The organism is Enterobacter sp. Y17 (genome assembly GCF_019730495.1).
Classification (GTDB): Bacteria; Pseudomonadota; Gammaproteobacteria; order Enterobacterales; family Enterobacteriaceae; genus Enterobacter; species Enterobacter asburiae_B.
Window position 1 is genome coordinate 1,250,228 of the sequence record NZ_JAASKP010000001.1, and the last position, 20,333, is coordinate 1,270,560.

The window sequence follows — 20,333 nt, forward strand, 5'->3', positions numbered from 1 at the left end:
CCAGAGACTAACTATTATATAAGGTTTATCCTTAATGCAAATATCTAATTGAGGTCCAGAAATGATACTTTACAAAGCGTCATGGTTTTTTTAGGAAATATCTTAGCCGTAATTCCGAACCCACATTATTTGACATTTTCTTTTCGCTAATTTTAATTTTTGAATAATAACCCTAAAAAATAATCGACATGATTATCCCGCATTCTTTTTCAGCGGTGAATCCATGATTAAAAAAGGGTTATCTTTCGTCATGCTTATCTGTGCGCTGTTTTCCGGCCAGCTTATGGCCGGGCACAAAGGACACGAATATTTATTGGTCAAGAATGTGGCGCATCAGCTTCGTCATGAAGCCGACAGCGATGAGTTGCGAAGCGCTGCGGAAGAGTCGGCGGAGGGTTTGCGCGAGCACCACCTGTGGCAGAAGTCGCGCAAACCGGACACGCACGTTCGGTAATTAGCTGCCCTTGCGTTTCGGCAGCGTTTTCATCAGATCGTCCGGACTGACGGACGCCACGATACTGCCGGGCTGCGGCATTTTGAAGATGTGGTTTTTCATCTTACCAATCACATGCATTTCGCAAGGACGGCAGTCGAACTTGAGGGTCAGAACCTCATCGCCGTTTACCAGCTGCATGGGGGTGGCCTTCCAGCTCTTAATGTTCCCTTTCGCCTGCTTAGGACACAGGTTAAACGCAAAGCGCAGGCAGTGCTTGGTGATCATCACCGGCACATCGCCCTTCTCTTCATGCGCTTCATAGGCTGCGTCGATCAGCTGCACGCCGTGGCGATGATAGAATTCACGCGCCTTATGGTTATAGACGTTGGCGAGGAAGGATAAATGGGTGTCCGGGTAGACTGGCGCAGGTACGGTTTCCGCTTTACGGCTTCCGCGCGGATACTGCGCCAGGCGCGCGGCATCCAGCATCTCTGCCGTTTCGCGGCGGAACTGGTTAAGCAGGCTGTTCGGCACGAACAGCGCGTCCGGCAGCGCCACGTCGATCGCACGCGCGTAGTAGATCGTCTGGCCCAGCTTCGCCACGCCATCCTTAAGGCTGTTAAGCGCTTTTTCGGCATTGTTTGCCACCTCGAAATGACCATCGAGCGTATGCGTCACGCTGATGCCATCTTCGCAGGTCATGGTCAGAATCAGCTGCTCTTCCCAGCCGCCCAGCTCAATATCCACGGCGATACGGCGTTCGCTGGAGGTTTTAAGCAGCGCCTGCTGCCAGTTATGATCGAGATTACGGTTAAGCGCCGCGTTCGGCCGCGCCTTGTAGAGATCGGCGGGCATTTCATTCGGCCAGACGCGGTAGCGGTTCTCGCCGGTTTTCTCGACCGTATTGGCACGGAAGCCTACGACCTCACGCTTAATCATCACGTTAAGGCCATCTCCGTTCGCCAGCGGTTCCGTCACTTCGACATCAAGGTGATCTTTCGCCACTTTCAGCACTTCGCCCACCGGTAAACCGATAAACTTCGGTGAGTCAAACGCGCCGATATCCCCTTTACGGGCATTCACAAAATAGTCCGTGCTGCCGCGGTGGAACGTTTTGTCCGTCGACGGAATAAAGAAATGTTCGGTGCGACCGGCCGACGCGCGCGCCAGGTCGCCGCGATCGTCGATGATGGCGTCCAGCATCTGGCGATAGTGCGCGGTGATGTTCTTCACGTAGCTCATATCTTTGTAGCGCCCTTCAATCTTGAAGGAACGCACGCCCGCGTCGATCAGCGCGCCCAGGTTGGCCGTCTGATCGTTATCCTTCATGGAGAGCAGGTGTTTTTCGAACGCCACGACGCGGCCCTGATCGTCTTTCAGGGTATACGGCAGGCGGCAGGCCTGAGAACAGTCGCCGCGGTTGGCGCTGCGGCCCGTCTGCGCGTGGGAAATATTGCACTGACCGGAGTAAGCCACGCACAGCGCGCCGTGGATAAAGAATTCGATCGTCGCGTCTGTCGCCTGGTGAATATCGCGGATCTGATTCAGGTTCAGCTCGCGCGCCAGAACGATCTGCGAAAAGCCGACGTCGGAGAGAAACTTGGCCTTCTCGACCGTGCGGATATCGCACTGGGTACTGGCATGCAGTTCAATGGGCGGAATATCCAGCTCAAGCACGCCCATATCCTGAACGATCAGGGCATCAATGCCGGCCTGGTAGAGATCGGTAATCAGACGTTGTGCAGGCTCCAGCTCATCATCATGAAGAATGGTGTTCAGGGTCACGAACACTTTCGCCCCGAAACGGTGGGCGAACGGCACCAGTTCTGCAATATCGCTCAGGCTGTTGCTGGCGTTATGGCGGGCACCGAAGCCCGGGCCGCCAATGTAGACGGCATCAGCACCATGAAGGATCGCTTCACGGGCAATGGCGGCGTCGCGGGCCGGGCTTAAAAGTTCAAGATGATGGGATTGCAGGCGCATACTTCGTCGTTATCCGTTATGGTCAAAATGGCGGCTATTGTAGTCAGAAGTATGCGTCAGCGAAACAGTTTTGCGTAGCGTCAGCGGGGATAATGAATCAGGGAGTGAAAATGCACCGTCCGGTCGCTGCTGTTGCGGTAGGCGTGCGGTTTATCGCCGGCGAAACGGACGCCCGAATCGGCAGAAATCGTCTGCCACGTGCCGTCAAGCTTCATCTCCAGCTCGCCGCTGACCACCACCACATGTTCAATCACCCCGGCCTCATGCGGCGTGGATTCACTCAGCGCGCCGGGTGCCAGCGTGATGGAGAAATAATCAAACCCGAGCGTCTCGTCCCACGGAAAGAGCGGTTTGACCACCATCGCCTGCTGCTGCGGGTCAAACACCGCCTGCCGGTCCGCCTCTGGCGTGATAAAAGCGGAAAACGGCACGTTCAGCCCGGTGGCAATTTTCCACAGCGTCGACACCGTCGGGCTGGATTCATTGCGCTCGATTTGCCCCAGCATCGCTTTTGACACGCCGGTCTCGTCCGCGAGCTTCGATAAACTCCAGCCGCGCGTCTGGCGCAGCGTTTTCAGCGTTGTTGCAAGGTGTAGTGTGATGTCCATGGTCCCTCCTGATGGCGATCAGCATACCACTTGTACGCTATAGCGCACAGTGTTACCTTATATCGGACGTTATAACGCACAACGGAGTTTTCATGCGCCCTTCCTCTCACCTTGTTCCAGTCGCCCTGGCTGGTTTTGTCGCCGTGCTGGTCGGTTACGCCAGCTCGGCCGCCATCATCTGGCAGGCCGCCGCGGCGGCTGGTGCCAGCGCACAGCAGATCGCAGGCTGGATGACCGCGCTGGGGATTGGGATGGGGGTCAGCACGCTGGCGCTTTCCTGGTGGTACAAAGCGCCGGTGCTGACCGCCTGGTCAACGCCCGGCGCGGCGCTGCTCGCCACCAGCCTGCACGGCGTGACGCTGCCGGAAACGATCGGCGTGTTCATCTTTGCTAACGTGCTCATTTTACTTTGCGGCATCACCGGGCTCTTCGCCCGTCTGATGAGGCTGATCCCCCATTCGCTTGCTGCCGCCATGCTGGCAGGCGTGTTGCTGCAGTTTGGCCTGCACGCGTTTGCGCACCTTGAGGGGCACTTTCTGCTGTGCGGCAGCATGATTGCGGCGTGGCTGATAGCAAAAGCGCTGGCACCGCGCTACGCCATCGTGGTCACGCTGCTGGTCGGCGGTATCGTGGCATGGGCGGGCGGTGACGTTGTCACTGACAAGGTTACCCTATCTCTGGTAATGCCTGAATTTATTGCGCCTACGTTCACCTTCACCAGCCTGGTGAGTATTGGCGTGCCCTTCTTCCTGGTGACTATGGCCTCACAAAACGCGCCGGGGTTCGCCACGATGAAAGCCTCCGGTTATCCGCTGGCGGTCTCGCCGCTTATCATCTTTACGGGAGCGCTGGCGCTGCTGTTATCCCCTTTTGGCGTCTTTTCTATCTGTATCGCGGCCATTACTGCCGCCATTTGTCAAAGCCCGGATGCGCATCCGGATGCCGGTAAACGCTGGCTGGCGGCCATCGCAGCCGGAGGATTTTATCTGCTGGCGGGGATTTTCGGCGGCTCGATTACCGGGCTGATGGCCGCTCTGCCGCTCAGCTGGATCCAGACGCTCGCCGGTCTGGCACTGCTGGGCACCATTAGCGGGAGTTTATATCAGGCACTGAGCCACGAGGCGGAGCTCGACGCGGCCATCGTCACGTTCCTGATGACCGCGAGCGGCGTCACGATCCTCGGCATCGGTTCGGCATTCTGGGGGCTGGTGCTGGGCGGCGTGTGCTATGCCCTGCTTTCACGCGCTCGCCGCGCGTAGCTGCGAAGGCGTCATGCCCGTCGCGCTGCGAAAGCGGTTGCTGAAGTGGCTGGCGGAGTTAAACCCACAGGCAAGGGCGATGTCCGTTAGCGGCGTCGCCGTGTTCTGCACAAGGGCCTTCGCTTTTTCCATTCGTCTCTGCATCACATACTGATGCGGCGCCAGCCCCGTCGACTGGCGGAACATGCGGGCAAAATGGTATTCGCTGAGGGCGGCCTGCGCCGCCAGTTCAGCCAGCGTCAGAGGCTGGCCCAGGTTCTCTTCGATAAAGGCCAGCACGTTACGCAGTACGAATGGCGATAGCCCGCCGGTGACGACCGGCAGCTTCCACTGAACGTTAGAGTAGTTTTGCAGCAGGTGGGTCAGGAGCAGCGTAGAGGCCGTGCTCAGGGTGAGCTGGTTGGCGTGCTGCTGCCAGTCGCAGCCGAGCAAAAACTGGCGATACAGCGCGGTGATCTTCGGATCGCTACCAAAAATGCGCTCGTCCAGCGTCAGCGAAAGCGGGCGCTTGTCCCAGATCTTTTCCCCCACGTCGCGCAGGTGTTCATCGGTGCAGTAGAGGTGCACAAACGACAGGTCATCACGGATATCCCACGTCGATTCGCTCTCTTTTGGCATCAAGCAGAAACGGTCCGGCCCCCCGCCGTTCTTCCAGCCGCCCGGCGTTTTTTGGTAGCTTTCGTAGCCGTCCGCCACGTACAGGCTCAGGGTATGGTGGTTACTTTTTACCGTTATCGTATCGTGCTTGTTGTACCACGCTGCCAGCTGAATGCCCGAATTCAGCGAGACGGTTTCCCGCAGGACCGCATTCTGTTGGCAAAGCGTTTCAAAGGTATCGTAAGCGTGAGACATGACCGTAAGCGCGTGATTGACTGGAATATCAGTCTAAGAAGAGTTGTCTCCCGTTGCCAGCCCCCGGGAAAGAAAAAAGCGCAAGATTTTGCAAGTCGACCGCAAGCCGGTGAAAGCCCCTGACCGATCTCAGCGGCATACTGCGGGCTTCCGTGGTTTGAGAAGAGAAAAATATGAACGCATTATTATACGGACTGGTGGTGGTCATCTGGGGAACCACCTGGATTGCGATTTTCCTGCAGCAAGGTCCCGTAGCGGCGCCCGTCTCTATTTTCTGGCGTTTCGCCGTCGCCAGCCTCACGATGATGGTGGTGTTAATCGCCCTGCGCCGCCTGCGCAAGCTGGCGCTGCGGGATCACCTCTTTTGTATGCTCCAGGGATGCTGCGTTTTCTGCTTTAACTTCTGGTGTTTTTACGCCGCAGCCTCGCACATCAACACCGGGCTGGAATCGGTGATCTTCTCCATGGCCGTACTCTATAACGCCATTAACAGCTTTATCTTCTTCGGGCAGCGCCCGCCCGCGCGTTTCTGGACGGCGGCGGCACTGGGCCTGACTGGGATCGTCACCCTCTTCTGGGACGATCTGCTGGCCAGCGGCTGGAGCGCGTCGCTCCTGACCGGGATTGGTCTCTCCGCGCTCGGCACCTACGGCTTCTCGCTGGGCAATATGATCAGCATGCGTCACCAACGCAAAGGCCTTGAAACCATGACCACCAACGCCTGGGCGATGCTCTACGGCACCCTGGTAATGGGCTGCATTGCCCTGTTCAGAGGCGACAGCTTCGCGCCAGAGTGGACCATCAGCTACATTGGCGCGCTGCTCTATCTGGCCGTGTTTGGTTCGGTGATTGCCTTTGGCGCCTACTTCACGCTGGTGGGACGTATCGGTCCGGGCAAAGCGGCCTACAGTACGCTGCTCTTCCCGCTGGTGGCGCTGACGATCTCAACGGTGTATGAAGGCTACGTCTGGCATATCAACGGTATCGTGGGGTTATTGCTGATTCTGGGGGGAAATATGGTGATGTTTACCAAACCAGAAACCTGGTTCAGACGCTTACGAATGGCGTAAATAAAAAGGCCTGCATTAAGCAGGCCGTTTTATTTTATTTCGCGGTCTTTTTCACATCAAACATGGTGGCGTCCGTCGCCATGTCATCAACAACCTGCTTCAGCGTCGCAAAGGTCATCGGCGTACTTTCGTTGTTCAGATCTTTACCTTCGCCTTTACGCACCACCTTCATGACCGGTTTGTTGGTGGCCGCATCGATCAGTTCGCCTTCAAAGAAGAGATGCGTATCCATGGTGCGATGCCCGGTTGCCATCTGCGTACCTGCTACAACCAGCGCGACCGGCACCACTTCATAGAACTGCAGACCTTCTTTCTGCGAACTCACCCCGGTAATTGCACCGCGGAAAATCAGGCTGTGTTTACCCGGCGTGGTCACGACTGGCTTACGGGTACCAATAGCGCTTTTCATTTTGTTATTGGTGTAATTCAGCAGCTCATCAAGCGTTTTTTGACCAATTTGAGTGGTCGGTTTAGGCGCAGGATAATAAGTAATCGGCGTCCAGAGAATACTGTCGTAATTAGCTTCGTTATAAGAAGGATCAACCCAACGCAGCGTTGGTTTACCCGTCGCAGACGTCGTCTGCTGCAAGCCTGAATAGTCTTTCAAAAAGCCAGAATATTGTTCGGGAGCCGCGACTTTTGAAGAACAGCCCGCCAACGCCAACAGACCAGTAAGCACTGCAACTTTAAAAAAAGTTTGAGTACGCATGATAGTTTTCCATGTTATCTGCAAGTATGCATTTGAAGTTATAGCAAAAGACCGACGGGTTTGTTGTGACAAAAAATGATGCGGAGAGCACAAATTGCGAAAAGACTGCCCGGAAGCGTGCCGGGCAGTGAAAAATTACTGATTTATATCCAGTTGCCAGAACAGATGTTTGCCAAACGGGTCAATTTCATAGCCCGTCACCTCCTTGCGCACCGGTTCGAAAATGGTTGAATGCGCAATCATCACCGCCGGCATTTGATCATGCATCATTTGCTGAGCCTCTTTATACAGCGCCACGCGTTTATCGCGATCGGTGGTTGATTTTGCTTCCGCAATAATGTTATCGAAGGGCTTATAGCACCATTTCGCCGAATTTGAGCCACCGTTTGCCGAGGTACAGGTAAATAGCGGACCAAAAAAATTGTCGGGATCGCCCGTTGCGGTCGTCCAGCCCATCAGCGCGGCCTGATGCTCTCCGCCCTTCACGCGTTTCAGATATTCGCCCCACTCATAGGTGACGATTTTGGTCTGTACGCCGATTTTCGCCCAGTCGGCCTGAATCATCTCCGCCATGCGTTTCGCATTCGGATTGTACGGACGCTGCACCGGCATCGCCCACAGGTCGACGCTCACGCCGTTGGCAAAACCGGCCTCTTTCAGCAGCGCTTTCGCCTTTTGAGGATCGTAATCGTAATCCTTAAGCTCGCTGTCTGCGCTCCAGACGCCCGGCGGCAGCAGGTTCTTTGCCGCAGTGCCGGTGCCGTGGAAAACCGCATCAATAATGGCCGGCTTATTGATGGCCATCGCCAGCGCCTGACGGACTTTTACGTTATCCAGCGGCGGCTTTTGGGTATTGAACGCCAGAAAGCCGGTATTCAGTCCGGCTTTGCTCATCAGGTTGATGTCTTTGTTCGCCTTCATGCGCGGCAGGTCCGCCGGGTTCGGGAACGGCATCACCTGACACTCGTTCTTCTCAATTTTGGCAAACCGCACGGAGGCATCCGGGGTGATGCTAAACACCAGCCGATCCAGCTTCGATTTCCCCTGCCAGTAGTCGTCGAACGCCGTAAACAGGATCCGCGAATCCTTCTGATACTGCGCCAGCTTAAACGGCCCGGTGCCTATAGGCTCCATATCCACCTTCTCCGGCGTGCCCGCTTTGAGCATCGCGTCGGCATATTCCGCGGACAGGATAGAGGCAAAATACCATGCCAGATCGGCGACAAACGGCGCTTCCGGGTGCGCCAGGGTAAAGCGCACGGTGTGGTCATCAACTTTATCAATGCCGGTAATCAGGCTGCCAAACTCCAGACTTTCGAAGTTGGAATAGCTGCCGTTAGAGACGTTGTGATAAGGATGATTCACGTCTTTCTGGCGCATAAACGAGAAAATCACGTCGTCGGCGTTAAAGTCGCGGGTCGGCGTGAAGGATTTATTGCTCTGGAATTTGACGCCCTTACGCAGATGGAAGGTGTAAACCTTGCCGTCGTCGCTCACCTCCCAGCGCTCCGCCAGGCTTGGCACCAGCTCCGTGGTGCCGGGTTTGAAATCAACTAGCCGGTTATAGACCGGCACGGCGCTGGCGTCCACGCTGGTTCCCGAGGTGTATAGCTGAGGATTAAAGTTTTCCGGCGATCCTTCGGAGCAATACACCAGCGTTTTCGCGGCGACGGTGGAACTGACCGTGAGTACAGCAAGCGCCAGCGTTATAGTTGTGAGTTTGCTTTTCATCATTTATTCCTGTCTTTTTAATTCGACGGCTAATTAATTCTTTTGCCATTTCATAAATAACATTAAAGTGATGTGGCAAACACCTGAAAAATAAATAAGGAATAAATCACTATGGGCTCGCCGCTTTCCAGACAATTAACGCACCGTTTTTTCCGCTATCTCGCGATCACCAGCCAGAGCGACCCCAAGGTCAAAACCCTGCCCTCAACGCCGGGCCAGCACGACATGGCGCGGGAGCTGGCGCAGGAGCTGGCACAGCTGGGGTTAGACGATATTGTGATTGATGAATTCGCCACGGTAACGGCGGTCAAAAAAGGCAACGTGCCCGGCGCGCCGCGCATCGGCTTTATTACCCATATTGATACCGTGGACGTAGGATTATCACCGGATATTCATCCACAAATATTAACGTTTACCGGTGAAGATCTCTGCCTGAATAAAGAGAAAGACATCTGGCTGCGGGTTAACGAGCACCCTGAAATTCTGGCGTATCCGAATGAGGAGATTATTTTCAGCGACGGAACCAGCGTATTGGGCGCGGATAATAAATCGGCGGTCACGGTGGTCATGACGGTGCTGGAAAACCTGACGGCGGAACATCAGCACGGGGATATCGTCGTGGCGTTTGTGCCTGACGAAGAGATCGGCCTGAACGGTGCAAAAGCGCTGGACCTTAAGCGCTTTGACGTCGACTTCGCCTGGACCATCGACTGCTGCGAGCTGGGGGAAATTGTCTACGAGAACTTTAATGCGGCAGCCGCTGAGATCCGCTTTACCGGCGTAACGGCGCACCCGATGTCCGCCAAAGGCGTGCTGGTGAATCCCCTGCTGATGGCGACTGACTACATCAACCATTTTGACCGCCAGCAAACGCCGGAGTGCACCGAGGGGCGTGAGGGCTATATCTGGTTTAACGGCATTCAGGCCGGCCAGAACGAGGCCATTCTTAAGGCCAATATCCGCGACTTTGACAAGGACAACTTTGCCGCCCGCAAGCAGCAGATTGCCGACGTAGCCGCGCTGATTGCCGCCCAGTATCCTACGGCCAGGGTGGACTATCGCATTGAAGATACCTACAGCAATATCAGCAATGCGATTGGTGAGGACAGACGCGCCATCGATCTGATGTTCGAGGCGATGGAATCGCTCGGCATCACGCCAAAGCCAACGCCCATGCGCGGCGGTACCGACGGCGCGGCGCTCTCGGCAAAAGGGCTGCTCACGCCGAACTTCTTCACCGGCGCGCATAACTTCCACTCGAAGTTTGAATTCCTGCCGCTGTCGTCGTTCGAGGCGTCTTACAACACCGCCCTGCAGATCTGCCTGCTTGCTGCCCGCTAAGCGGGCTTGCGCGCCAGCATCGTGGCAAAGCGCAGCTTGATGCGGTTGCCGTTTTCGTCGGTGCGGTGCAGTTCGCCAACGTCTTCGTTGTATTTGAGCAACTTCCAGCCTTCGTAGTAGTTGCTCAGCTCACCGCTTTTGAACGCAAACGGGAAGCCGACGGTGCACGGGTAATCCGCCGTGTCCATCGCGGCAACAATCAGGTTGTAGCCGCCGGGTTTGGTGCAGCGCTGCATGTTGGCGATAAGTCCCGGGATGGTTTTTGACTCCAGGAACATCAGCACCACGGTGGAGAGAATGAAATCGTACTCGCCGTCAAAACTCAGGTTGTTGAGATCTTTAATCGCCGTGTGGAGGTTATCGATCCCTTCTTCCGCCTTGATGCGCTCGATATTCTCGATGCTCATCGGGTTCTTATCCCACGCGGTCACCTCGTAACCGTTGGCCGCCAGATAAAGGCTGTTGCGGCCGTTGCCGCAGCCCAGATCCAGCGTTTTACCCGGTTTAATCTTTGCCGCACTGAACAGCACCTCTGAATGGGTGCGGGTTAAGCCATATTTCTCTGTGAAGTAATTCTCATCAACGGTCATTATTTTTTCCTGAGCCTGCATAAGTTTAAAGTGCATCCTGAATGCCATTTTAAGGCGTTTACCGTCTGGTTGCCAGCCGTTCGAAAACCGAAAAATTTGCTACGTTTAGTTAAGACGCTTATCAGAGACCTAAAGATGAACAAATATCGCCTTAGCGACGAAACCCGCCTCTGGCAATGGAAAAACGGTGACACTACCCGCTCCGTCACGCTGCGGCAGATTATCGCGACAGTGGATTTTAACGACGTGACGGCCGGCACGAAAGGCGGCTGGGTTGACGATGAGCGCGCCCTCGCGCAGGACGGGGACTGTTGGATCTACGACGAAAACAGCGTGGTGTTCGCCGGTGCCGTCGTGTCCGGCAACGCGCGACTTACCCTACCGTGCATCGTTAGCCACGATGCGCATATCGGCGGCAGCTGCTGGCTGGACGGCGCGGAGGTCAGCCACGGGGCGCGCATAAGTGACAACGTCACCATTCAGCACTCTTGCGTGCGGGGCGAATGCCATCTCTACGGCGACGCCCGCATTCTGCACAACAGCGTTATCATCGCCGCCAAAGGGCTGACGCCGGACCATGACCAGATCCTGCAAATCTACGATAAGGCGACCGTCAGCCAGTCGCGCATTGTGCATCAGGCGCAAATCTACGGCGAGGCGATGGTTAATTTTGCGTTTGTTGAGCACCGCGCCGAAGTATTCGACAACGCCATCCTCGAAGGTAACGACTTAAATAACGTCTGGGTCTGCGACTGCGCAAAGGTCTATGGCAATGCCCGCGTGATTGCCGGTTATGACGAGGATGCTATTCCGACGGTGCGCTACAGCTCTCAGATTGCGGAGAATGCCGTGGTGGAGGGAAACTGCGTCATCAAGCACCACGTTCTGATTGGCGGTCAGGCATGGCTGCGCGGCGGGCCGATCATGCTGGACGATAAGGTAGTGATCCAGGGACGCGCGCGGATCAGCGGAGATGTGCTCATTGAGCACCGGGTTGAAATCACAGATGATGCGGTCATTGAAGCCTTTGCCGGGGAGAGCATTCACCTGCGCGGCGAAAAGGTGATTAACGGCGACCAGCGCATCACCCGCACCCCGCTGCTGGGAGCGTTATAGGGCGTAGATCTTCCCGTAGATATTCACATCGTCAAAGCGACCGTTCAGGTATTCCGCTTCCCGCAGGCACCCTTCCAGCGTAAAACCGTTGCGTACGGCAACGCTGTTGCTGTGCTGATTCGCCACCCGACACTTGATCACAAAACGGCGGATCTCCCCACGTTCGACGTAGTAGCGCATAAACGCCTGCAGTGACCGGGAGAGAATGCCCTGCCCCTGATGGCCTTCATCCAGCCAGTAGCCGATATAGCCGGTTTTGTTGGTCGGTTCAATCGTGTTGAACGACAGCACGCCAACCAGCGCATCATACTTGAAGATCAGAAACATTTTGGCGTAGCCGCGCTGGTGCAGCATCTGGTTACTTTGCACGTTGCGGCGGGTATCGTCCTCGCTGCCCACGTGCTGCGCCCAGTCAAAGGCGGTTTGCAGAAAGGTTTTGTTTTTGACGACGAGATTATGCAGATCGGCGGCGTAGCGCTCTTCGACGGCGCGAAGCTCGAGAGCGTCAGATACCGGGATAATTTCGGATTTTGCTGCGGTCATTGCCCCTCACCCTAACCCTCTCCCAAAGGGAGAGGGAATCGATCGTTAACGCATTATCCGGTCGTCAACGTAGTTACGTTTATCCGGCGCTGGCGGGAAATACTGGTACAGCCAGGTTTCACTGATGGCATCGCCCTGGCAGCGCAGGAACAGGCGCATATCCACCGGCTCCGTCGAATCCGAGGTTGGGTACCAGTCAAACAGGATGCGATAGCCGTCAAACGGCTCAACGTAGAGGATCTCAACCTGCTTCGCTTCACCGCTGGAGAGCGTAATCACCGGCTCGATGCCTTTTGGCGCAGCGGCCTTGAGGTCGCCACCGACGAAGTCGATAGCAAAGCGACGGGCCCACACTTTCGGGTAATTTTCGCCCGGTGCCCAGCCTTCCGGGAAGCCGCCCATGCCGGTACGGGTGGCGAAGACGTTGGCCAGCGGAGAACGCACCGGCGGCATTGCGCTCCAGTACAGACGATATTTAAAGTCCAGCTCGTCGCCCGCCTTCACCGCTTTTTCCGGCTGCCAGAAGCAGACCACGTTATCCAGCGTTTCGCCGGTGGTCGGGATCTCCATCAGGCCAACCGCGCCTTTACCCCAGTCGTTACGCGGTTCAACCCACAGGCTCGGGCGTTTGTTATACCAGCCCATCACGTCCTGATAGTGCGAGAAATCGCGGTCGAGCTGCAGCAGGCCGAACCCTTTCGGGTTTTTGTCCATATAGGCGTTAAACTGCAGCTTCTGCGGGTTGTTCAGCGGACGACAGATCCACTCCCCGTTGCCGCGCCACATTGCCAGGCGGTCGGAGTCATGAATTTGCGGGTGAATGGTGTCACACATGCGGCGTTCGTTATTGCCGCAGCTGAACATGCTGGTCATCGGCGCGATGCCGAGCTGCTTGATGTCCTTCCGCGCATAGAGATGGTTTTCCACCTCCATAATCACCTGGCTCTTCTCGCAGTGGATCACGAATTTATAGGCGCCGGTGATGCTCGGGCTGTCCAGCAGCGTGTAGACGGTAAAAGTCGTGTCGCCGGGCTTGACGGTTTCAAACCAGAAGGCGGTAAAGTCCGGGAACTCTTCCGGCGTGTCGGTAAAGGTGTCTACCGCCAGACCGCGCGCGGAAAGGCCGTACTGGTAGGTGTCATCTACCGCGCGGAAATAGCTCGCGCCCAGGAAAGAGACAATATCGCGACGCGCCAGCTCAGGCGCCTTAAAGGCGCGGAATCCCGCAAAGCCGAGATCGCTTTGCCCTTCCAGCTGTTTGGTATCCACACCCGTTTCACCGTAGCTGAACAGCTCCGGACGGAAGTGGATCTCGCGCGCCATAGAGGTCGACTGGTCCAGCGAGAACATCCGCACGCGGCGACGGAACCCCATCCCCATATGGAAGAACTGCACGTCCAGCTGACGCCCTTCAATGTTGTTCCACAGTGACTGTTTTTCATCGTAGCGGATGGCGTTATACGCCTGCGGCGTCATGGTTGCCAGCGTGTCCGGCAGCGGACGCGGCGCGCCACCCCACGGGGTTTTCGCCAGGTCATGCGCCATGGATTGCAGTACGGAGAAGTCAAAACGACGGCTCTGGCCGTCAGCAATGTCAGAGTCGGCAGCGTATGCCGCTTTGGAAAACAGGGAAGCAAGGCCAGATGTGCCGCTCAGGGCTGCCACTGCCAGCGAGCCTTTTAGAAAACGTCTGCGATTCATGCCTGGAAAAACGTCCTTATGGTCGTGTGAATGTGTTTCGCGCTCGGCGAAATGACGGCAAGAAAGAACGCACAGCCTAAACAAAAATGGTTAAGAATCCAATTGTTGGCCGGTGATTATATGAACAAAGTGAGAAATATTTTCTGTCGACCAGAACGGCCCGAAAGTGGTGTAAAAAACAGTAAATACACAAAATCATTCATGCTGGATCAAGGCGGCAAGTCTGAGAATCCCCAGGAGCTTACTTAAGTAAGTGACTGGGGTGAACAGACGTAGCCAACGCAGAGGCAGCTTGAAGGATGAAGTGTATTAAAAATGCCCCGGCGCGACATCGTTCGCCGGGGCTAATGAGGCGGTTATTTTACGCTGACATCGATACCCGGGAAGTACTTATCAGCGAGTTTAGCGATCGTGCCGTCGGCACGTACTTTATCGATCGCGGCATCAAGCTGCTTTTTGGTGGCCTCGTCGCCCTTACGCAACCCAAAACCGATCCCACTGCCGAGGATAGTGTCGTCAGACACCGGTTTGCCGATGAAGCCAAACCCTTTCCCCTGCGGCTTGCTGAGGAAACCTGCCTGCCCGGCCGCGGACATGACCAGCGAGGCGTCGATACGGCCATTCAGCAGATCGCCCCAGGCCATATTCTGATCTTTATAAGACACCACGGTGACACCCTGCTTTTCCCAGTGCTCTTTGGCATAGGTTTCCTGGATGGATCCCTGCAGCACGCCGATGGTTTTCCCCTTCAGCCCTTCTGGGGTTGCCTCAACCGCCGTACCTGCCTTGCCGACCAGCTGCGACGGAATACGGTAGATCGGTTGGGTAAAATCAATGCTCTTGCGGCGCTGCTCGGTGATGTTCATCGCCGAGTTGATGGCGTCAAATTTCTTCGCCACCAGGCCCGGGATCAGCGCATCAAAGGAGGTTTCAACCCAGCTGCACTTCAGCGCTGCCGCTTTGCAGATGGCATTCCCCAGCTCAACGTCAAACCCTTCCAGTTCGCCCGCCGCATTGCGGCTCTCAAACGGCGGATATTCCGCTTCCAGACCGTAACGCAGCTCGGTGGCCGCGAAGGAAGAAAAAGTACACAGCAATCCCATGCCGACAACTAACGCGCGTAATTTCATCTCATACTCCTCAGCGTGGTTTAACCCGACACAGGGCCTGGGCACCTGCCCGTAACGTCGCCTCATCTTTCGCAAAAGAGAGACGAATCAATTTATTATCCGTGCCGTCCGCATAAAACGCCGACAGCGGAATGGTGGCAACGCCGTACTCAACGATCAGCCGTTTCACCAGCTCGCTGTCGCGCTCGTCGCTGAACTGGCTGTAGTCCGCCAGCATGAAGAACGATCCGGCGCTCGGCAGCAGCGTAAACGGCGAATCGGCCAGCAGGCTGTGCAGGAGATCGCGCTTGCGCTGGTAAAACGCCGACAGCGACAGCCAGGTTTGCGGGTCGACCATATGCTCAGCAAACGCGTGCTGCATTGGCGTATCGGCAGAAAACATTAAAAATTGATGCACTTTACAAATCTCGTCCATCAGTACCGCCGGTGCAACACAGTAACCCACGCGCCACCCGGTGACGTGATAGGTTTTTCCGAAAGAGGAAATAATCACGCTGCGCTCCGCCAGCTGCGGGTGCGTGGCCATCCCGTGATGCGGCTCGCCGTCAAAAACGACGTGTTCGTACACTTCGTCAGACAAAATAATGATGTCGGTATTGCGCGTCAGCGCCGCCAGCTGCTGCAGGTCACTGGCGGAGAAGACCTGACCGCTCGGGTTGTGCGGCGTGTTGATGATGATCATGCGCGTGCGCGGGGTGATCGCAGCGCGAACCTCATCCCAGTTGACGGCAAAATCCGGCACGGTGAGCTTGATGGCAATCGGGGTTGCCCCCTGCAGACGGACAATCGGCGCGTAGCTGTCAAAGGACGGCTCAAAGTAGATCACCTCATCGCCCGGATGCACCAGCCCGCTAATCGCCGAATAGAGCCCTTCGCTGGCGCTGGCGGTCACCAGCACCTCGCTGGCAGGGTCGTACTGCGTGCCGTAGAGCGTGGCAATTTTATCGGCAATACGTTCTCTGAGCGGCTGCAGACCGGTCATCGACGCGTACTGGTTATGCCCCGCCTCCATTGCGCGGGTGACGCCCGCAATCAGCTTCGGGTCGCAGGAAAAATTCGGTGCGCCCTGAGAAAGGTTAATCGCGTTATGCTGCGCCGAGAGCTGGCCGATAACGGTAAAAATGGTGGTTCCCACATCCGGCAGTTTGGAGCGCGTTTGCACTGGCGTTCGTAAAGTCATCCTCTTTCCCTTCTCATGGACATTGCATAACTATTCAAACAACATCTGTGCTGTCGGGACAATCGAATTGTTGTCATAATAGCCATGAGAAAAATGCATAGCTGAGGTGTTTTCTATGTCACGCCGTTCGCTCCCCCTTAATGCCATCGACGCATTTTTAGTCACCGCGCGTCATCTCAATCTTACCCATGCCGCGGCGGAACTGTGTCTGACGCAGGGGGCCGTGAGCCGCAAGATTGCCTCCCTTGAGGCGTGGTTTGGCTTTCCGCTTTTTGAACGCCACGCGCGCGGGCTGCGCCTCTCACCGCAGGGCAGCGCCCTGCTTCCGGAGCTGCAGTCCGCTTTCGAGCAGCTGCTGTCCGTGGCCGACCAGGCCCGCAGCCAGCACACGGTGATCCGGCTAAAGGCCCCCACCTGCGCCATGCGCTGGCTGGTGCCGCGCCTGCTGGAGGTGGAGCGCGAGCATCCGGATCTGCAGATCGCGCTGACCACCACCACCGATCACAACGTCAATTTCAAAACCGAATCTTACGACGCGGCCATCGTGTTCGGCACGCACATGAGCGCAGGCGATCTGCTGTTCGAAGAGGCGCTCACGCCGGTGTTCAGCCCGGTGCGGGCGGGTGCTGCGCTGGGTTCGCTGACGTTTCTGCACCCGACAAGGGACAAGACAGACTGGTCGCTGTGGCTGACGAAACAGGAAGGTCCGGGCTTTGCCATGCATAAAAATCAACACTTCGATACGATGGATCTCGCCATTACGGCCGCCATTCAGGGGCTCGGCGTCGCCATCGCCGACGAAACGCTGGTGGCAGAAGATATTCACGCGGGAAGGCTGGTACGGCCCTATGAGACAAGCATAAAAACCGGCGCAAGCTACCGGCTGGTGCTGCGCGAAACGCCAGGCGAGGAAAATGGACTGGCGGCGTTTCGCGCCTGTTTGCTTAATCGAGGCTGACGTGGTGCTTCATCACCCGTTTGAAGAGGCTCATGCGGGCGCGCATAAAGCGGTTTTCAAGCCTGAAAGCTGCATGTTTATTCACGCCAATGCGTAACAGAACGTCCCGCCCTTTACGGCACGCGGACCAGTGCGTCGGCCCGGGCAGGATGTCGCGACGACCCGCGTCACGCGCAAAGCTCACCCAGTAATCCGCCACCTGGGCAGCAAACTGCAGATCTCGCTCATTGACGTACTGTCGTGAAGGCTCCACCTGACCGAGCGTATCGAAGACGTAGGGAACTTCGTTGCCGTGCCAGGCACCGTTGATGTACGTGGCATGTTCCGCCTCTGCGACATAGTCAAACCAGTAACGCCAGCACAATCCGCCGACGCGCTGCTGGGCCTGCATCACCACGTAGCCCATCGTGGTAAACGCCATGTCGCGACACACCTGCCTGCCCAGCTCTTCATCGCCCTTCACGCCCGGGTAGAGCAGCTTAATCAGCCCCAGCCCGAAGCGGCGCTCCCTGCGAAGCTTCTGGATTTGTCCGGCGAGATCGATGCCAAACACCGCCATCACGCTGGCTTCATCGCTGTTGGAGCCAATCATCACCGGCACCGGATGCTGACGCGCGGCGAAAAAGACGTCAAGCATGGCTTCCGGCAGAACACAGTCTCCTGCGATAGGCGCCGGAGCGACGTTCAGCGGCGCGGTGAGCGGCCAGAACGCCTCGGGCGGAATGGCGCGCAGCTGCCCGGCGGTCGCATTTTCCAGCCCGAAATGGGCGGCCAGCGCTTCCCCTTTTTGCAGCGCCTGCTCGCGCGGCGTGTCCGGTAAGGTGTATCCGCTTTGCACAATCGCCTTGTGGAACAATCCTGCTGCCAGCGGAGAGGCCAGCAGCGAGAGCACGCTCCGCGCGCCAGCGGATTCGCCAAACAGGGTCACATTGGCGGGATCGCCGCCAAACCCGGCGATGTTATCCCGCACCCATTCGAGCGCGGCGATCTGATCCAGCAGGGCAAAATTATGCACCACGCGCCCTTCCTCGCCTTCCAGCGCGGGATGGGCGAAAAAGCCGAGATGGCCGAGACGGTAGTTGATCGTGACCACAACCACGCCGCGCGTGGCAAGCGCTTTGCCGTTATACGGCGGCAGGCCTCCGGCACCAATCGTAAACCCGCCTCCGTGCAGCCAGACCATAACCGGAAGCGGCTCGGCCCGCTCTGCGGGAGACCAGACGTTAAGGTAGAGGCAATCTTCGGAAAACTGGCCCGGATCGCCGCCGCCTAGCTCCTGACAATACTCGCTGCTTTGCCAGCTTGAGGGCGAAAATGCCGTGGCCTCGCGCAGCCCATCCCAGCGTTCAGGCGGCCGGGGCGAGCGCCAGCGCCACTCCCCCACGGGCGGCGCGGCGTAGGGAATACCGCACCAGAAGTGGACGTTTTCATCGGTTAAACCAGACAGTGCGCCCTGGCGCGTTTCAACCACAGGGGCGGAAGGATTTTGCATAACGACCTTATTGTTTCCATCACACCCCTGCAGAGTAACGATTTCAGAGCAAACCGCAACGCTGTTTGCTGCGCGTTTCAGCCTCCTGATAGAGCGTAAACTCGTCATACACCGGGCATCCCAGCGCGTCTTCAAACGCATCGCGGCTGGCGTTACCGTGGCTGCGGGCCTGGGTTTCGTTCCCTAGATTGGACTGGAAAATCCCCGCAGCGCTGACCGGGAGGAAATCTTCGTAGGTGATCGGCTGGGCAACCACCCATCCGCGCTCGATCAGCGGCTGCGGATCGTCGCCCGGACGAAACGCATGCCGATGCGCTTCCCCGGCTGGCGTCAGGCGGTAGCGGAAATAAGCCAGCTCCTGACGGCGCATGAGCATTTCGCTGTCCGGGAAGGCATTAAAGATCTCCCGCAGATGCAGCTGATGGGTCAGGTTATCTTTACCGGTACCGGCCTGGGCGAGAAGGCTATCGTACAGTTCACGGCCTTTCGGGGTCAGCGCCACGCCGCGCTGTTCAATCTCACCGAAGCGCGCGGTGTGGGTGCCTTTATGTTCACCGGCAAACAGCACCGGCTCTTCCAGCGCCTTGAAGCTGGTTTGACGCAATAAGACGGGCACCTCGCGACGCGGCGGCCCTTCGATCAGAATTTTTGGCTCGATACCGTACTTCGGCATCAGCTCCTGCACCCGGTCAATGTCCAGCGTGCGCGGCGTGAGGTGGTTAATATGACAGCCCGGGAAGCAGACCACGTCGGCAATCAGACGGTGCTCGTTGTGCAGCGCCAGATAGGTTTCCTGATCGACCGTCGCATGGCGGTGCCAGCGGAAGGTTTCTAACGCTTCCTGCACAAATTCGTGCGCCTGTGCGTCAGTAAACTGCCCTTCCGACTCGTGGAGGTCGATCAGTTCCAGGCAGCGCGGGGTGAAGATGTTGCGGTGAGACAGGATCTCCGCGGCCCGCTCGCGCAGCGCGACGTTTTCAATCAGCTCAAGACGCAGCAGCGAGGTAAAGATACGAAACGGATTCCGGCACAGCGCCGCATCCTCTATCGGACGAAACGCCGTTGAGTGGACGGGCACCCCCGCCTGAGAGAGATCGTAATAGCTGACCGGGTACATACCCATAATGGCAAACATGCGGCGCAGGGTTGAAAGTTCCTGTGCCGTGCCGACGCGGATCGCCCCGTGACGCTCCACGTTCAGGCGTGCAAGCTCATCGGCGTTAGCCAGTTGTTCATGTAATAGTGGATTATTTTCCAGAACCGCCAGGTTTACGTCCGCAACCAGTTCAAGCAAGGTGCCGTACTGCGGAACTTCCTGCTGGTACATCGCCGACATAGCCTGCGAAAAGTGTTCCCGAATGTCATCAGCCGTGATGGTGTTCGCCATGATGTCATGCCTCCAGTGAATATTACCTGGAGTGTAGAGAAACCCGTTCCTTCCGGGGGGAAGAATTTCTGAATTGTGATCTTAAGACGACAGTGGTCAAACCGTGTGCTATCAGGCCCCTGAACAGCGCCGAACGGAACCGCCCTTTCAGCCTGAACGCTTTTATCCAGGATTTTCCTTATAATTATTTAGGGTTCCGCTTTCTATCTATAAAGGAGTATTTTTGGGCTCTCTTCTGAATGCAAAT

18 protein-coding genes are annotated in these 20,333 nt (G+C 56.9%); 6 read left to right on the top strand and 12 right to left on the bottom strand.

Annotation, left to right across the window (positions count from 1 at the left end; translation table 11 throughout):
- Positions 1-223 precede the first annotated feature (223 nt).
- Positions 224-454 carry a DUF2554 family protein gene (locus HCH49_RS05795; protein ID WP_033145520.1) on the top strand — a complete coding sequence of 77 codons (231 nt, stop codon included), beginning with the start codon at positions 224-226 and terminating at the stop codon, positions 452-454.
- On the opposite strand, the gene HCH49_RS05800 is transcribed toward HCH49_RS05795, so the two are convergent.
- Together HCH49_RS05800 and HCH49_RS05805 are read right to left on the bottom strand one after the other, a co-directional pair.
- Positions 455-2,419: a peptidase U32 family protein gene (locus HCH49_RS05800; RefSeq protein WP_033145519.1), complete on the bottom strand. Its 1,965-nt coding sequence runs from the start codon at positions 2,417-2,419 to the stop codon at positions 455-457.
- An 80-nt stretch (positions 2,420-2,499) separates the two neighbouring features.
- A complete protein-coding gene (locus HCH49_RS05805) occupies positions 2,500-3,027 on the bottom strand; it encodes a helix-turn-helix domain-containing protein (RefSeq protein ID WP_039262505.1) in 528 nt (175 codons plus the stop codon).
- 92 nt (positions 3,028-3,119) lie between these two features.
- On the opposite strand from HCH49_RS05805, the gene HCH49_RS05810 reads away from it, so the two are divergent.
- Positions 3,120-4,286: a benzoate/H(+) symporter BenE family transporter gene (locus tag HCH49_RS05810; RefSeq protein WP_221702355.1), complete on the top strand. Its 1,167-nt coding sequence runs from the start codon at positions 3,120-3,122 to the stop codon at positions 4,284-4,286.
- Here HCH49_RS05810 and HCH49_RS05815 read toward each other — a convergent pair.
- A complete protein-coding gene (locus tag HCH49_RS05815; RefSeq protein ID WP_032657103.1) occupies positions 4,266-5,138 on the bottom strand; it encodes a helix-turn-helix transcriptional regulator in 873 nt (290 codons plus the stop codon). The genes HCH49_RS05810 and HCH49_RS05815 overlap by 21 nt on opposite strands.
- A 173-nt stretch (positions 5,139-5,311) precedes the next feature.
- On the opposite strand from HCH49_RS05815, the gene HCH49_RS05820 reads away from it, so the two are divergent.
- Positions 5,312-6,208 (top strand): DMT family transporter, encoded by an 897-nt coding sequence (locus HCH49_RS05820; RefSeq protein WP_045888391.1) that lies wholly within the window; start codon positions 5,312-5,314, stop codon positions 6,206-6,208.
- 34 nt (positions 6,209-6,242) lie between these two features.
- Here the strand turns inward: HCH49_RS05820 and HCH49_RS05825 are convergent, their stop codons facing one another.
- Entirely contained in the window at positions 6,243-6,917 is a 675-nt protein-coding gene (locus HCH49_RS05825; protein WP_221702356.1) for a DUF3313 domain-containing protein, read from the bottom strand.
- 135 nt (positions 6,918-7,052) lie between these two features.
- A complete protein-coding gene (locus tag HCH49_RS05830; protein WP_221702888.1) occupies positions 7,053-8,648 on the bottom strand; it encodes an ABC transporter substrate-binding protein in 1,596 nt (531 codons plus the stop codon).
- A 111-nt stretch (positions 8,649-8,759) separates the two neighbouring features.
- Between HCH49_RS05830 and pepT the strand changes: the two genes are divergently transcribed.
- Positions 8,760-9,989: a peptidase T gene (pepT, locus tag HCH49_RS05835; protein WP_221702357.1), complete on the top strand. Its 1,230-nt coding sequence runs from the start codon at positions 8,760-8,762 to the stop codon at positions 9,987-9,989.
- On the opposite strand, the gene tehB is transcribed toward pepT, so the two are convergent.
- Complete coding sequence (gene tehB, locus HCH49_RS05840) at positions 9,986-10,600, bottom strand: tellurite resistance methyltransferase TehB (RefSeq protein ID WP_260454103.1); 615 nt, start codon at positions 10,598-10,600, stop codon at positions 9,986-9,988. The genes pepT and tehB overlap by 4 nt on opposite strands.
- 114 nt (positions 10,601-10,714) lie before the next feature.
- Between tehB and ydcK the strand changes: the two genes are divergently transcribed.
- Positions 10,715-11,695: a YdcK family protein gene (gene ydcK, locus HCH49_RS05845; RefSeq protein WP_221702359.1), complete on the top strand. Its 981-nt coding sequence runs from the start codon at positions 10,715-10,717 to the stop codon at positions 11,693-11,695.
- Here ydcK and rimL read toward each other — a convergent pair.
- From rimL to HCH49_RS05865, 4 genes are all read right to left on the bottom strand, one after another.
- Positions 11,690-12,238, bottom strand: a complete 549-nt coding sequence (rimL, locus tag HCH49_RS05850) for a 50S ribosomal protein L7/L12-serine acetyltransferase (RefSeq protein ID WP_058840616.1) — start codon at positions 12,236-12,238, stop codon at positions 11,690-11,692. The two genes, ydcK and rimL, sit on opposite strands and share 6 nt — an antisense overlap.
- Before the next feature lie 45 nt (positions 12,239-12,283).
- Positions 12,284-13,939 carry a glucan biosynthesis protein D gene (locus HCH49_RS05855; RefSeq protein WP_033145508.1) on the bottom strand — a complete coding sequence of 552 codons (1,656 nt, stop codon included), beginning with the start codon at positions 13,937-13,939 and terminating at the stop codon, positions 12,284-12,286.
- A gap of 356 nt (positions 13,940-14,295) precedes the next feature.
- Positions 14,296-15,069 (bottom strand): transporter substrate-binding domain-containing protein, encoded by a 774-nt coding sequence (locus tag HCH49_RS05860; protein ID WP_025756391.1) that lies wholly within the window; start codon positions 15,067-15,069, stop codon positions 14,296-14,298.
- Positions 15,070-15,079: 10 nt separating this feature from the next.
- Positions 15,080-16,249 (bottom strand): pyridoxal phosphate-dependent aminotransferase, encoded by a 1,170-nt coding sequence (locus HCH49_RS05865; RefSeq protein ID WP_047651261.1) that lies wholly within the window; start codon positions 16,247-16,249, stop codon positions 15,080-15,082.
- A 115-nt stretch (positions 16,250-16,364) separates the two neighbouring features.
- Between HCH49_RS05865 and HCH49_RS05870 the strand changes: the two genes are divergently transcribed.
- On the top strand, positions 16,365-17,207 hold the full coding sequence (locus HCH49_RS05870) for a LysR family transcriptional regulator (protein ID WP_033145505.1): 843 nt from the start codon (positions 16,365-16,367) through the stop codon (positions 17,205-17,207).
- On the opposite strand, the gene HCH49_RS05875 is transcribed toward HCH49_RS05870, so the two are convergent.
- Together HCH49_RS05875 and HCH49_RS05880 are read right to left on the bottom strand one after the other, a co-directional pair.
- Positions 17,194-18,699: a carboxylesterase/lipase family protein gene (locus HCH49_RS05875; RefSeq protein WP_221702360.1), complete on the bottom strand. Its 1,506-nt coding sequence runs from the start codon at positions 18,697-18,699 to the stop codon at positions 17,194-17,196. The genes HCH49_RS05870 and HCH49_RS05875 overlap by 14 nt on opposite strands.
- Positions 18,700-18,742: 43 nt before the next feature.
- Positions 18,743-20,086 (bottom strand): VOC family protein, encoded by a 1,344-nt coding sequence (locus HCH49_RS05880; RefSeq protein WP_182383536.1) that lies wholly within the window; start codon positions 20,084-20,086, stop codon positions 18,743-18,745.
- Between the last annotated feature and the right edge of the window lie 247 nt (positions 20,087-20,333).